This window comes from Hymenobacter jejuensis (assembly GCF_006337165.1).
GTDB lineage: Bacteria > Bacteroidota > Bacteroidia > Cytophagales > Hymenobacteraceae > Hymenobacter > Hymenobacter jejuensis.
This window is the reverse complement of record NZ_CP040896.1, coordinates 4,837,360-4,850,751: the sequence shown is the minus strand read 5'-3', so window position 1 is coordinate 4,850,751 and position 13,392 is coordinate 4,837,360. Positions and strand designations below refer to the sequence as shown.

General features: G+C 54.2%; 14 protein-coding genes. 6 read left to right on the top strand and 8 right to left on the bottom strand.

Translation table 11 applies throughout. The annotated features are described in order from the left end of the window. The first annotated feature begins 136 nt into the window (after nt 1–136). From FHG12_RS19990 to FHG12_RS19975, 4 genes are all read left to right on the top strand, one after another. Entirely contained in the window at nt 137–2,404 is a 2,268-nt protein-coding gene (locus FHG12_RS19990; protein WP_165699470.1) for an OmpA family protein, read from the top strand. Between the two features lie 125 nt (nt 2,405–2,529). Continuing rightward, nucleotides 2,530–3,258, top strand: coding sequence for a bifunctional demethylmenaquinone methyltransferase/2-methoxy-6-polyprenyl-1,4-benzoquinol methylase UbiE (gene ubiE, locus FHG12_RS19985; protein WP_139517468.1), 729 nt, complete (start codon nt 2,530–2,532; stop codon nt 3,256–3,258). Beyond that, nucleotides 3,207–4,007, top strand: coding sequence for a type IX secretion/gliding motility protein PorT/SprT (porT, locus tag FHG12_RS19980; RefSeq protein ID WP_139517467.1), 801 nt, complete (start codon nt 3,207–3,209; stop codon nt 4,005–4,007). The genes ubiE and porT overlap by 52 nt, the downstream gene beginning before the upstream one ends. An 85-nt stretch (nt 4,008–4,092) precedes the next feature. Further along, nucleotides 4,093–4,845 carry an SDR family NAD(P)-dependent oxidoreductase gene (locus tag FHG12_RS19975; protein ID WP_139517466.1) on the top strand — a complete coding sequence of 251 codons (753 nt, stop codon included), beginning with the start codon at nt 4,093–4,095 and terminating at the stop codon, nt 4,843–4,845. 99 nt (nt 4,846–4,944) lie between these two features. On the opposite strand, the gene FHG12_RS19970 is transcribed toward FHG12_RS19975, so the two are convergent. Further along, entirely contained in the window at nt 4,945–5,616 is a 672-nt protein-coding gene (locus FHG12_RS19970; RefSeq protein ID WP_139517465.1) for an alpha/beta hydrolase, read from the bottom strand. A gap of 101 nt (nt 5,617–5,717) precedes the next feature. Next, entirely contained in the window at nt 5,718–6,212 is a 495-nt protein-coding gene (gene cdd / locus FHG12_RS19965; RefSeq protein ID WP_139517464.1) for a cytidine deaminase, read from the bottom strand. A gap of 231 nt (nt 6,213–6,443) precedes the next feature. Between cdd and FHG12_RS19960 the strand changes: the two genes are divergently transcribed. Continuing rightward, complete coding sequence (locus FHG12_RS19960; RefSeq protein WP_139517463.1) at nt 6,444–7,793, top strand: saccharopine dehydrogenase C-terminal domain-containing protein; 1,350 nt, start codon at nt 6,444–6,446, stop codon at nt 7,791–7,793. Nucleotides 7,794–7,846: 53 nt separating this feature from the next. On the opposite strand, the gene FHG12_RS19955 is transcribed toward FHG12_RS19960, so the two are convergent. From FHG12_RS19955 to aroQ, 6 genes are all read right to left on the bottom strand, one after another. Further along, nucleotides 7,847–8,569 carry a tRNA1(Val) (adenine(37)-N6)-methyltransferase gene (locus tag FHG12_RS19955; protein ID WP_230471213.1) on the bottom strand — a complete coding sequence of 241 codons (723 nt, stop codon included), beginning with the start codon at nt 8,567–8,569 and terminating at the stop codon, nt 7,847–7,849. A gap of 7 nt (nt 8,570–8,576) precedes the next feature. Next, nucleotides 8,577–9,293 carry a hypothetical protein gene (locus FHG12_RS19950; protein ID WP_139517462.1) on the bottom strand — a complete coding sequence of 239 codons (717 nt, stop codon included), beginning with the start codon at nt 9,291–9,293 and terminating at the stop codon, nt 8,577–8,579. Nucleotides 9,294–9,296: 3 nt separating this feature from the next. After that, a complete protein-coding gene (gene rnhA, locus FHG12_RS19945; protein ID WP_139517461.1) occupies nt 9,297–9,761 on the bottom strand; it encodes a ribonuclease HI in 465 nt (154 codons plus the stop codon). A gap of 100 nt (nt 9,762–9,861) precedes the next feature. Beyond that, entirely contained in the window at nt 9,862–10,431 is a 570-nt protein-coding gene (locus FHG12_RS19940) for a MarC family protein (protein ID WP_139517460.1), read from the bottom strand. A gap of 79 nt (nt 10,432–10,510) precedes the next feature. Then, nucleotides 10,511–11,575, bottom strand: coding sequence for an aminotransferase class V-fold PLP-dependent enzyme (locus FHG12_RS19935; RefSeq protein WP_139517459.1), 1,065 nt, complete (start codon nt 11,573–11,575; stop codon nt 10,511–10,513). 248 nt (nt 11,576–11,823) lie between these two features. After that, complete coding sequence (gene aroQ, locus FHG12_RS19930) at nt 11,824–12,270, bottom strand: type II 3-dehydroquinate dehydratase (protein ID WP_139517458.1); 447 nt, start codon at nt 12,268–12,270, stop codon at nt 11,824–11,826. Nucleotides 12,271–12,415: 145 nt separating this feature from the next. Between aroQ and xerD the strand changes: the two genes are divergently transcribed. Continuing rightward, complete coding sequence (gene xerD, locus FHG12_RS19925) at nt 12,416–13,315, top strand: site-specific tyrosine recombinase XerD (RefSeq protein ID WP_139517457.1); 900 nt, start codon at nt 12,416–12,418, stop codon at nt 13,313–13,315. The last annotated feature ends 77 nt before the right edge of the window (nt 13,316–13,392 follow it).

Here is a 13,392-nt window from a genome sequence, read left to right as displayed (position 1 = left end):
CGAGAAATTTATTTGTTTAGTCTTAACCCTGCGTTGGGTTTTAAGTATAAGAGGCATCTCTTTAAAAAAAGGAAGCCTTTAATAACTGGCCTCCTTTTCAACTCCTTGCAACTCCCTATTCCCAAATCCTCCTAAAATGGACAACTTAGTCAGAAGGTTATTGAAAGCCTCTTGTACCTTCGCGCTTGCCGCGGCCGTGGCTCAGCCTACTTTGGCCCAGAGCACGCGCAAGCAACTGAAGACCGCAAATAAGTTCTTCGATCAAGAGAACTACCGGGCCTCCATCCCTTACTACGAGCAGGTATTGGCAAAGGAGCCAAACAACGCACAAGCGCTGTTTCGGGCGGGCATTTCTTACATGTCATTCGACAAGGAGAAGGCCAGTGATTACATCTACAAAGCCCAGCGCCTCAAGCCGAAAGTTTCGAAAGACGTAGAGTATTGGTTGGGCCGCGTTGATCATCTCAACTACAACTTCGACGAGGCCATTGCGCATTATCAAGCTTATAATGCTACGCTGAAGAAGAAGAAAGATACCCGAAAGGCAGAACTCGCTCAACTGATTCAACACAGTAAAAATGCGAAGGTTCAATTCAATAGCCCCAAGGACATCTTTGTAAAAAACCTGGGCCCAACGATTAACACGCAGTATTCGGAGCACAGTCCCGTTATCTCGGCCGACGACAAGCTCCTGTTGTTTACATCGCGTGGTGAAAACGTAACGGGTGCCGGCAACGCCAACGGCAAAAAAGGCGGTAACCTAGCCACCGACGGCGAGTATTACGAAGACATTTTCGAAGCTAAGCGCATCGACGACGAGAACTGGGAGAAGCCTCGCTCGCTGAGTGGCGTGCTGAACGGCAAAGGGCACGATGCCTCGATCCAAGTTTTCGACAACGACACAAAAATGCTGATGTATCGCCAGGATGAGAACGGCGATATCTTCTACTCGGAGAAAGCCGGTGGCGACTGGACTGAGCCTAAAAAGTTGAATAATAATATCAACTCAAAGAGCTTTGAATCAGATGCTTATATAACGCCGGATGGCCTAACGATTTACTTTTCAACCGGTAAGTACTCGGAAGATGGTACGCTCGACCTGTACTACGCCACGCGCCAACCCGGTGGCGATTGGGGCGAAGCCAAATCGTTGGGCGGAGCCATCAACACGAAGTACGACGACGACAGCCCGTACTTGAGCAAAGACGGCAAAACCCTCTATTTCAGCTCGCGTGGTCACAACACGATGGGTGGCTACGACATATTCAAATCGGAGTATGATTCGGTAGGCCGCAAATGGGGGCAAGCCGAAAACATGGGCTACCCCATCAACACACCCGACGATGATACTTATTATCGCTTGAGCCCAGATGGTAGCTATGCTTACCTATCTAGCTATCGCATTGGTGGTTATGGTGAAAAAGATATTTACACCATCAACTATATCAAGAACGCCATCATTCGTGGTAAGGTGTTCTCGGCCCGCGATAGCTCTTCGGTAATTCCGGGAGTAGAGTTGGTGTTCAGCGGTACCCAAGCCGACAAAACGGCCCTGAGCTATCGCGACATTACAAAGCCTGATTCGGGAAACTACCAGGTAAGCGTACTTTCGGGTCGTACCTATCAGGTGGCCGTTTCGAAAGACGGGAAGAATATTGAAACCCAAGAGTTTACCGTGCCGGTAATTACCGACGATTCGACGGTGATCACGAAGAACTTCTACGTACCGTATGTAGACACGACTTCGCAATACGCTTTCCAGAAGATCTACTTCGATACCGACAAGTATAAACTACGACCGGAGTCGATCGCAGAGCTGAATAACATCAGCAGCATTCTTAAAGCCAATCCGGGCATCAACATCTCTATCGAAGGCCATTGCGACTCGCGTAATACTGACGAGTACAACATGGTACTGGGCGAGAACCGCGCAAATGCCGCCTACAACTACCTGAAGAAAAACGGAGTAGCTGAAACGCGCATGGTGACGGTAAGCTATGGTGAGCGTCGTCCGGCCGCCCCGAACGATTCGCCGGAGAACATGCAGCTCAACCGCCGCGTTGAGTTCCGCGTGATTCTGAAAGAAGGGGAAACGATGCCGCAAATCAACAGCGGAACGGGTACTGGTTCGGGGACTTCTACCACGAGCACTGCTCTAGGTACTTCTTCGCCAGCGAGCACGCCACGCACCACGGTACCGCTCGCACCGGGCAAAACCAAAGTAAAGGCTGCCGACGGTACCAAGGTGAAAACCAAGGTTGACGAAGATTCGGATAAAGTAAAAGTGAAAACCAAAGGTGCCGCAGGCGAAGAGTCTAAGACCAAAACCAAAGAAGGTGAGATCGACTCGAAAGCCAAAGACGCTACAGGCGAAAAAACTAAAGTGAAGACAGGCAACCAATAACGCCATCTGCACGCCGCAAAAACGGGCTGGGCATTTTGCCCGGCCCGTTTTTTTTAACATAATGCGATGCGAGACGTTATGTTTGGGCAATTCCGCTCTCGCTTTTTCGTTTTGTTTTCCGAATCATGTCCATTGTTCCCTACAAAGACGATGCTGCCGGCAAGAAGTCGCAGGTAGCCCAGATGTTTAACAGCATCGCTGGCAAGTATGACTTCCTTAATCACTTTCTCAGTGTCGGAACCGATATCTACTGGCGCCGCAAGGCGGTAGGCGAGCTGAAGGCCATGAGGCCGGCCCGCATTCTGGATATTGCTACTGGCACAGCTGATTTTGCCATCGAAACCCTGAAAGCCGCCTCCGCCGATGCTCACATCACAGGCGTGGATATTTCGGAAGGCATGCTGGACGTAGGCCGGCGCAAGCTTGCCGAAAAAGGGCTGACGCATCGCATTCAACTTGAGCTCGGCGATTCGGAAAATCTGCCTTTCCCCGACAATCACTTTGACGCGGTAACAGCCTCGTTTGGAGTGCGTAATTTCGAAAACCTGCAACAGGGACTCGCCGAAATGCGGCGGGTGCTGCGGCCCGGCGGCAAGCTTGTGATCTTGGAATTTTCAAAACCTACGGCTTTTCCGCTCAAGCAGGCATACAATTTTTACTTTCGGCGTATACTGCCCGTATTCGGTAAACTCATTTCAAAAGATCGCGCTGCCTACACCTACCTGCCAGAGTCGGTGCAGGCATTTCCGGATGGTCCCGCTTTTTTGGCTATCCTTGCGCAAGTCGGTTTCAAAACTCCTGCATGGCAACCTCTCACGTTCGGTATCAGCTCCATCTACACGGCCCTAAAATAGGCCGTATCATTTCGGTACTATTGCTGCTGGCAGTGCTGCCTTTCACGGCTGCCCACGCGCAAAAAAAGAGCCGTTCTAGCCGCGGCAAACACGGGCGGGTGAAATCCATCACGGTCAATAACCTGCCTGGCTACGACAGCAAGTGGTTTCACCCTGGCTTTTATGTAGCTCCCAACTTTTCGAGCTACAAGATTCAGCAAGCCACCAAAAACCTTGGTAGCGTCGCCTCCAACTCGATTATCAGTCCCGGCTTTTCAGTTGGTTTCATTGCCGATGCTGCGATGGGCGACTACTTTAATCTGCGTTTTACGCCAGGCGTAAGTTTCATTACGCGCCGCATTGAATTCAAAGATGCCGGTTATACGCCAGTGCCGCCGGAGCCGCCGCAAGTGGAAATTTTTACGCAGGAAATAGGCACCACCCAGATTGATTTGCCGCTGCTGCTCAAGTTCAAATCGGATCGGCGGCGTAATACGCGGGTGTATCTTATCGGGGGTGTGAAACCAAGCTTTAACCTCGGCAATCGTCGCAAAGATCCCGATCGCAACCTGTTGCAGGCCGAGTCTGCTGACTTTGCAGTGGAATATGGAGTAGGCCTGGATCTGTTTTACCCACTCTTTAAATTTGCGCCGGAACTGCGCTTTTCCAACGGACTGATCAATCTGCACAAGCCCGGCAACGACTTATACAGCCGCAGCCTACAAAGCATGCGCAGCAATACGGTTACGCTGTACCTGAATTTTGAATAAAGAGCTAAGTGCTTGATTAGTAGAGTATTATACTAAAACCATAATGTTCTAATAATCAAGCACTTAATCGTTTATAAATTATTTCATGACCAAAACTGCTTTTATCACAGGTGCTTCCTCTGGCATCGGTCGCGCTACGGCCATAGCATTGGCGCAATCGGGCTTTCAATTGGTAGTTACCGGCCGCCGCCGCGAACGTCTGGAAGAACTGGTGCAGCAAGTAGCTCCTACACCCGTCCATATCCTTACGTTTGATGTGCGCGACCGCGCCGCAACTGAAGCCGCCGTTGCTGGCTTACCTGCTGATTTTCAAGATGTTGCGGTTTTGATCAACAACGCAGGCGGGGCACACGGCTTGGCACCGATTCAGGATGGCGACCCCAATGATTGGGACGCTATGCTCGATGGCAACGTAAAGGGGCTTCTGAACGTGACCAAGGCCTTGTTGCCGGGCATGACGCAGCGCAACCGGGGCCATATCATCAATATAAGCTCTGTGGCCGGCTCTGAAGTATACGCCAACGGTAATGTGTATTGCGCTTCCAAAGCCGCCGTTTCGGCACTCACGAAGGGCATGCGCCTTGATCTGTTGGCACACAATATTCGGGTAGCAGAAATCAACCCTGGGGCTGTCGAAACAGAGTTTTCTGAAGTGCGTTTCAAAGGAGATACCTCACGGGCAGCTTCTGTGTACAAGGGCTTTGAACCCCTCACGGCTGAAGACGTAGCCGATGTTATTCAGTTTATGGTGACGCGCCCTCCGCACGTCAACATAGCCGAAGTGCTGCTTTTCCCGGCGGCTCAAGCTGCCGCTACCACGATCAAGAAGGATCTGTAACGCGCTGAGGGTAAGTAAAAAGCCGAAGGGCGGATAGTTGCATGCGTTGCAACTGTCCGGCCTTCGGCTTTTCTGTAAGTTGTATTCTTGCAAGGCGTTCTACAAGCGATCAAACGTGCTTTTTAGCTGTTTCAGCACGTCGGCCTGCAACGTGTGCTTGCCGTTGAAACGCACGACCGCTGGCTCGACGCCACGTTTTTGCAGAAAAAAGTGTTGTTTGGCAAAAGCATCCTCACTGATAAACTCGTCCTGATCGCCGCAGACCAAGGTGATGGGAAGGTGCTGAAGCAGCCGCGAGGCTACCGCAAAATCTACATCTTCCGGAAAGGCGCCGGCCCACAGAACAAGTTGAGCCGGCCGAAAGGGAGCGTGCGCCAGCCACCGGCTCACAGTAGCGGCCCCTTGCGAAAAACCAAGTACCAACACTTTGGTCTGCTCAGCGCACTGGGATAAAATGCTGGTAGATAGTTGGTTGAGATACTCTACGTAATCCTCAATTTCGGCTAGCCGGTCTTCACGCGTCATCCAGGTAGCCCCGATGCGGCCTCCCGTGCCCGAAAGATAAAAGCGGGAGAGACCTTCGGGAGCAACGACCATCAAAGTCGGATCGGCTTGCACCAGCGGCGCAAAATGGCGAATAAAATACGCTGCCAGCTGCCCGTAGCCATGCGCTACAAACCACACCTGCCGCGTATACGACGATAGCTCGCCAAGCTGGTAGTAACGTGCCGAACGGGTTACCGAAAAATGGTGCTCTTGCGCAGACGCCATCAGTTAAAAGAACTCCAGCGCGTCAGTCAGGACAACCCTGCTACCTAACGCACTTCATTACGCTACTTCGATAAAATCATAAAGCATTTACAATCAATATATTATGATTTGGGCGGAAGGTCGTTGCTGGAAAACTGAAATGGCAGCAAATCGCCTAACGACCGGAAGCGGTAGATGGACCCGTTGGGGCCCGGCAGCAGCAACGGAATAGATTGGCCCTGCCGGTTCTCGTATTCGGTCATGACTTGGCGGCAGGCCCCGCAAGGCATTGCCAAGGTAAAGTCGCCGTTGGCGGGGCGCGCCGCAACGGCCATATACGCAATGCGACGCTCAGGATGCGCGGCGGCAACGCCAAACAGAGCCGTGCGCTCGGCGCAAAGCCCCGACGGATAGGCTGCGTTTTCCTGGTTGGTTCCCTGAAATACCGACCCGTTGTCGAGCAGCAACGCCGCGCCTACGTGAAAATGAGAGTAAGGAGCATACGCCCGATCGGTGGCGGCGCGGGCCTGTTGCCACGTAAGCGCTTCTTCGGGGGTAAGTTCGGCTTCGGAAGCCAGTACGTCGACGGTGATGGTGAGATGGAGTGGCTGAGCCATCGGAGAGAGAAATGAGCGTTCCGGTACCGAATGGCGGCCCCGGTAGGGTAAGGGGCGGTGAATGTACTACAATTATCAATTATGATTTAACAAATGACATTTCGCGATCGATAATCTCGGAGAAGGCTGAATTCTGAGGACAATTGCCGTTTTTGCCACCCCTTACCAACCCGTAGCGCTTGTCCGCATAGCCTATTTACCACCCAATTGTTGCTTACCGCTGCTTCTACCATGACAAACATTCTGTTGCTGGGCGCTGGCCGCTCGTCGTCGTCTTTGTTGCACTATTTGCTGCGGTACGCGCCGCTGGAAAAGTGGCAGATCACCGTTGGTGATGTCAACCCGGCGCATCTGGCCCCGGTGCTGGCGGCGCATACCGAGTACGCCCGCGCCGTGACCTTTGCGATAGAGCACGAAGCGCAGCTGTCGGAACTTGTGCAGCAGGCCGACGTGGTCATTTCGATGTTGCCGGCTCTGTTTCACGCGCCGGTGGCACGGGCTTGCGTTCAGTTTCGGCGGCACTTGGTCACGGCAAGCTATGTCTCGGAGGAAATCCGGAGTCTGCACGAAGAAGCACAAGCCGCCGGCATCATCCTTCTGATGGAATGTGGTCTCGATCCCGGCCTCGACCATATGTCGGCCATGGCGGCCTTGGCCGACATCCGAGCGCAGGGCGGGAGCCTGACAGGGTTCAAATCGTATTGCGGCGGCCTGATGGCCCCGGACTCCGAAGGCGATAACCCGTGGCGCTATAAGTTCACCTGGAACCCGCGTAACGTGGTGCTAGCCGGCCAAAGCACTGCCAAATATCTGGAGCAAGGACATGCGCGATTCATCCCGTATCAGCAGCTATTTCGCCGTACCGAGTTGTTAGATGTGCCTGGATACGGACAATTTGAAGGCTACGCCAACCGCGATTCGCTGAGCTATCGTGCGCCGTATGGGCTCGAAGAAATTCCCACGATTCTGCGCGGCACGCTGCGCCGCCCGGGCTACTGCGCGGCCTGGCACGCATTGGTGCGCCTCGGCCTGACCGACGACACCGTGCGCCTGGGCAACAGCGCCGCCCTGACGTGGCAGGAACTGATAGAATCGTATTTGCCGGCCAGCGCCACCCCTAACGCCGACGTAGCCACTCGGCTAGCTGCTTACCTCGGCCTCGAGCCCGAAGGTGCGGAAATGCAGCGCCTTATGTGGTTGGGCCTTTTCAGCGAGCAACCCGTTCATTTATCCGATGCCAACCCCGCGCAGTTGCTCGAACGCCTACTCACGGAGAAATGGCAATTGCAGAGCGGCGACCGCGACATGGTGGTCATGCAGCATTTGTTTGATTACCAGGCAGATGGCAGATCGATGCGCCGTACGTCTTCTTTGGTCGTGTTGGGCGATGATGCTACGCACACAGCCATGGCCAAGACGGTAGGTTTGCCGGTCGGGATGGCGGTGCGGCAACTCACGCGGGGCAATATCGGGCAGCGAGGCGTGGTGATCCCAACGCACGCTGATCTGTACCAACCCATTCTGGCCGAATTAGCAGCGGATTACGACATCGCTTTCGAGGAAGAGGAACACGTTCCGTAAGGTATTTATAATCAAGTAGTTATAAATACCCTGCTTTCGATATCGTTAGGAGGCTAAAAAGCCAAATAAAAGTCTTGTAGCAACGTCCGAAAGGCTGGCGAATAGGCTTCGCTTGCTTCGGTGTGAATAGCCAGGGCTTGCTGCTCTAATGGCTGCGGCTGCCGCTCGAAGGAGGTAATATGACGCAGGGCGCGGCTGCCGGCGCGGTGGTGCAAGGTAAGCCGGTGTGCCGCGTACAGGCCTGCTGCTGCCGCTTCGCGTTCAAAATGCTGCATTTCGGGCGGCGGTAATAACACCGTCAGTTGTCCGTGCGCTGCTAAGTGTTGTGCTGCGAACGCCGCGATCTCCGAAAAGGGCAAGGTATCGGGCGCGGTATGGCGCGCCGCAGTGCGGGCCGCATCGGGCGAGCGCAGGGAGTTGCGAAAGAAGGGCGGGTTGCAGAGAATATGATCAAACAGGGCCGGGTGTAGGGTAGCGTATTCCTGTAAGCTTACCGGTTGTAGTTGCAGCCGCGATGCCCAAGGGCTGGCTTGAAAGTTTTCGGCGGCCTGCGTAGCAGCGTCCGGGTCCACTTCTACGGCTTCAATGTACGCTGCGGGCGCTCGTTGCGCGGCCATCAGAGCCAACAGGCCGGTGCCGGTACCAATGTCGAGGATATGCGCAGCCGTTTCAACGTCCGCGGTAGCGCCCAGCACACACGCATCGGTGCACACTTTCATCGCGCAACTGTCTTGGTGCACGGTGAAGTGTTTGAACTTGAAATAGGGATTGGGCACGGAAAATTTATTTTGCTACTGCATCCTGCTGCCAATCCCGTAGCAGCCGCTCGAGCGCGAAGTATTCCTTGGAGGTTTCTTCGCCGATCGGGAAGTCTGCTTTCAGCTTGCGGAAATAGCTCAGCGCCTGCAAATTGCCGGACAAGGCCGCGACGAACAGCTGATTAGCTATGTCAATTTTTTGCCCCTCTTTTTTGCCGGTCATCTTTTCAAACGCCCGCAATACCTGTGCCTGCTCTTCAGTCGAATAAGAGCGCAGGTTGTGGTTCAAAAATGCCGTTTGGCCCACCTGATCCTGCTTCGGAAAGAAGAGGTAAATTTTAAACGGTACGAACTCGTATTTGAAGTTTTTACCCACTGGCAAGTACTTCAGGGTATTGACGCTCAGCGTATCGTTCTGGAATACAAGCTGGCATTGTTCGCGCAAGTCCCAGTAATGCAGCACTTTGCTGGACTGGCACGACGATACGGCAAACTCCGAATACAGAACGCGGTTTTCTATTGTCTCCTTTGAGCCGCACACCGAAGCCACCTGGCCGTTGCTGAATGCAAAAAGCGTATCGGGCTTCAGTTCCGAGACGGGCACGTCGGCGGGGCAGGCGCACGAGCTGGCCTGCTCAAGCGGTACACTTTTAGCGGTGCCGGGAGAGCTGCGCTCGGGTTGCTGCTGACAGGCGCTTATCAAGCCTATACTGCTGATCAACAAAGTGTAGCGGCTTTTCATGAGTTACTTCTTTTGAAGTTCCTGTTCGTAGCCAGCGTCAATTAGCAACGGGCCATTTTCGGCGCTCCACACGGCCAGTTGGTCGCAGCGCTCATTTTCGGGGTGGCCATTGTGGCCGCGCACCCAGTGAAAGCGCACCGTGCGCTGCCGGTAAATTTTCAGGAAACGACGCCACAGATCTTCGTTGGCTTTCTTGCCAAAATCGGGTTTGTTGGCCCACCCAAACACCCATTTTTTCTCCACCGCGTCCACCACGTAGCGCGAGTCAGTGACCACGGTAATCGGGATTTCGGGTTTGGTGACTGCTTCCAGGCCCACAATCACGGCCAGCAGTTCCATGCGGTTGTTGGTAGTCAGGCGGAAGCCTTGCGTAATTTCTTTCTCATGGCGGCCAAAACGCAGGATGGTTCCGTAACCTCCAGGGCCGGGGTTTCCACGCGAAGAGCCGTCGGTAAAGAGCTGAATCAAAATGAATTGTAATTTAATGAGCTGTCATGCCGCGGGCAGATACTACTATCTGCCACGCTTGTTTTCGTCCTTCGCTAAGATTCTGGCTAACCGCGGCTTTTCACGAGACGAAGAAGTTAGTTTTGAAGAGTTTGATAGCAATGGCGAGCAAGATCACGCCGAACACGCGCCGCAAAATGTCCTCGCCAGCTTTGCCCAGCTTACGCTCAATCCAGGCGCTGCTTTTCAGGACGACGTATACAAACACTAGGTTTAAGCCTATGCCTACCAGCACGTTAGGCAGCGAGTAAGCGGCCCGCAGCGACAGCAGCGTCGTCATGGTGCCAGCTCCCACGATGAGGGGAAATGCCAAGGGTACAATGGAGCCGCTGGCCGCCATCGAATCGGTTTTAAACAGCTCGATGCCCAAAATCATCTCCATGCCGATCAGGAAAATGATGATAGCGCCGGCCAAGGCAAACGACTGATAGTCAACGCCAAACAACGACAGGATGCTTTGCCCCAAGAACAGAAATACCACCATCAACACCCCGGCCACCAGCGTGGCTTTCTCGGAGTGAATCCGGCCCTCGCGCTGCCGAATCTGGATGATAATCGGGATGGAGCCCAGAATATCAATCACGGCAAACAGCGTGAGCGTAACGGAAAATATTTCCTTGAGTGAAAACACGGGAGAAACTTGTGGTGTATGATCATTATATAAGTAATTGACAATCAATTACTTATATAATGATCTGGATTGATTCTTTTTAAGCGTATTCTTTGGCGAAAAATTGCACCAGTTGCTCGAAAGCTGCGTCGGGGATGGCAGGGAAGTTGGCGATGCGCAGCGAAGTTGGCTTCCAGTTCCCGTAACCATTGCCGAGCTGTAAACCCAGTTGCAAGGCCCGGCGTTTTACGTCGTCGATGAGCTGGGGCGGGCCTTGCAGGCCGATAACGGTAGTCGAGCGCGTTTCGGGGTTTTGCACCAGTGGCTTAAGCTGCGTGGCTTGGTCGAAGTAATCATACAGCTTGGTGGCGCGGTCGAGCAGGTGCTGGTGCACGGTTTTGATCGGCTGCCGGTCTTGTAGCACGCGGTACAACAGATAGATTCCCAGCACGTTGGGGGTGTGCGTGGTTTGGTAGTTGAGCATCTTCTCGTACTGGGCCGTGAGGCTGTTGTAATGCGAGCGCTCGTTGATCTGGCGAAACCGCGCCACAGCTCTTGGCGAGAGCACCATCAAGCCCAAGCCCGCCGGCAGCCCGAAGCATTTCTGCACCGACGCAAACCATACATCAGCCTTAATGTATTTGAGTTGAACGCCGCCCAGCGAGGAAGTGGCGTCCACGGCTAGTAGCGCGCCGCCCAAGCGGTTGTAGAGGTTCAGGATGAAGCCGTCGCGGAGCTGGGTGGCGTTGGACGTTTCGTTTTGGGTGATGCACACCATGTCTACTTCGTCGTCGGGCAGGGGCAAGGCTGCCACGTCGGGCACTTCGTCGATGCCAAATGGGTAGCCCGTGCACGCCGGCCGAAGCGCTTTGGCATACTCGTACCACTTCTCGCCGAAAGCGCCGCTGTAGAGGTGAAAGCTTTTGGTAGGCGTCAGGCTTTGGGCCAGCACTTCCCAGCATTCGGTGGCCGAACTGAGGAAAAATACCGTGTAATCTTGCGGGATATTGAGCTTTTTCTTTAGCTCTTCAATGGTTTGGCGCATCAGCCCCGTAAACCGCTCGCCACGGTGCGGTGCCGATAGCCAGCCTTCGTCGTAAGCAGCGGTGAGGTAATTGCGCACTTCCGGATAAACCGCGGACGGGCCAGGATTGAAAGTATACATGAGGAAAGACGAGTCGGGTTGAGGAGGCAAAGGTAGTATAGCCGAAGCGGCTTATAGGCTAGTGCAGGAGTTAGAAGCTAGTTCCCCTCCTCAGTTGAGGAGGGGCTGGGGGTGGTTGGAGCTCCGAGGTAGAACATAATACTAGTTCCTGTTCTACGGGTTTTACCACCCCCAACCCACGCCGCTTGATGCGCGGAATTTAAAAAAGGAGGGGAGCTAGTTTTAGCTCTAGATATAGCTTGCTGGCTCTACACTTTGAAGCCCACCCGCTTGGGTCGGGTGCCTTCGAAATAATGCAGCGCCAGTTTGTAACTTTCTAGTTTGAAGCCACTTATGCTGCCAATGCAGTGCTTGCCGATGAGGCTCGTCTGCCGAAATTGCTCGCGGGCGGCCAGGTTGCTCAGGTGCACTTCTACCACCGGCGAATTGATGGCGGCAATGGCGTCGGCCAGGGCGATGCTGGTGTGCGTGTAGGCGCCCGCGTTGAGCACGATGCCGTGGTGCTTAAAACCGGCTTCGTGCAGCTTGTCGATGAGTTCGCCCTCGTGGTTCGACTGAAAATATTCCAACTCCAGATTCGGGAAGGCCTCCCGCAGCTCGGGCAGGTAGTCTTCGAAGGAGCGCGTGCCGTAAATGCCGGGCTCGCGGCGGCCGAGCAAGTTGAGGTTGGGGCCGTTGATGATAAGGATGTGCATATGCAGGGCTTAAAAAACGTAGGAGCGTGGAGGCCGGCAAGATTCGCCGCACTGAAATAACACGGAAAACTACTGCTTCGTACGGCCGCTCAAAATTTCAGTCGTTAAACTTGCGGCTTCTTCCGCCCGCCCTTAGCCCCGATATGTGAACTGGTCCGTCAGCATCCGACAATTTGAAGGGTACCTCCAACTCGAAAAATCCCTTTCTCCCAACAGCGTCGAAGCCTACGTGCGCGACATCGGCAAGCTGCGCCAATACTTAGAACTCTCGAAGCTGGCCGCCAATCCGGAGCAAGTAACTACGCGCATTCTGCGCGATTTTCTGTCGTGGCTGGGCGAACTCGGCATGAGCGCCACGTCGCAGGCCCGCACGCTGTCGGGCATCAAGGCTTTCTACGACTTCCTGATCATGGAAGACTTACTCACAATCGACCCCACCGACACGCTGGAAGCGCCCAAAATCGGCCGCAAGCTGCCCGACACGTTAGCGTACGAAGAGATTGTGCAACTCCTGGATTCGGTAGACCTGAGTACGCCGGAAGGCACCCGCAACCGGGCCATCTTGGAAGTGTTGTACTCGTCGGGCCTGCGCGTGTCGGAACTGACGGAGCTGCGCCTCTCCAACCTCTACGCCGACCAAGGCTTTGTGCGCGTGACGGGCAAAGGCAATAAGGAGCGCCTCGTGCCCATCGGCCGCGACGCGCTCAAGCATCTGGGCTTTTACCTCAGCGGCATTCGCGCCCACCTCGACATTCAGCCCGGGCACGAAGATGTGGTGTTTCTCAACAAGCGCGGCTCTAAGCTATCGCGGGTGATGATCTTCAACATTATCAAGGACTTAGCCAGCAAAGCCGGCGTTCGCAAAACTATCAGCCCGCACACGTTTCGCCATAGCTTCGCCACGCACCTCATCGAAGGCGGCGCCGACCTGCGGGCCGTGCAGGAGATGCTGGGCCACGAAAGCATTACCACCACCGAAATTTATACACACCTCGACCGCGATTACCTGCGGCAGGTCATCACAGAATTTCATCCCCGGAGCTAAATTTTAAGGCTTAAACATAAGTGTTTGATTGTCAAATACTTATGTTTATGCACAAAGCTTTGGTCCGGCGCGGCGGT

What these genes read in the sequence shown, in the direction of transcription:
- FHG12_RS19960 (WP_139517463.1), top strand. Translation starts at nt 6,444, where the DNA reads ATGACAAACATTCTGTTGCTGGGCGCTGGCCGCTCGTCGTCGTCTTTG.
- cdd (WP_139517464.1), bottom strand. Translation starts at nt 6,212, where the DNA reads ATGGCTCAGCCACTCCATCTCACCATCACCGTCGACGTACTGGCTTCC.
- FHG12_RS19950 (WP_139517462.1), bottom strand. Translation starts at nt 9,293, where the DNA reads ATGAAAAGCCGCTACACTTTGTTGATCAGCAGTATAGGCTTGATAAGC.
- FHG12_RS19935 (WP_139517459.1), bottom strand. Translation starts at nt 11,575, where the DNA reads ATGTATACTTTCAATCCTGGCCCGTCCGCGGTTTATCCGGAAGTGCGC.
- FHG12_RS19970 (WP_139517465.1), bottom strand. Translation starts at nt 5,616, where the DNA reads ATGGCGTCTGCGCAAGAGCACCATTTTTCGGTAACCCGTTCGGCACGT.
- ubiE (WP_139517468.1), top strand. Translation starts at nt 2,530, where the DNA reads ATGTCCATTGTTCCCTACAAAGACGATGCTGCCGGCAAGAAGTCGCAG.
- FHG12_RS19975 (WP_139517466.1), top strand. Translation starts at nt 4,093, where the DNA reads ATGACCAAAACTGCTTTTATCACAGGTGCTTCCTCTGGCATCGGTCGC.
- aroQ (WP_139517458.1), bottom strand. Translation starts at nt 12,270, where the DNA reads ATGCACATCCTTATCATCAACGGCCCCAACCTCAACTTGCTCGGCCGC.
- FHG12_RS19990 (WP_165699470.1), top strand. Translation starts at nt 137, where the DNA reads ATGGACAACTTAGTCAGAAGGTTATTGAAAGCCTCTTGTACCTTCGCG.
- porT (WP_139517467.1), top strand. Translation starts at nt 3,207, where the DNA reads ATGGCAACCTCTCACGTTCGGTATCAGCTCCATCTACACGGCCCTAAA.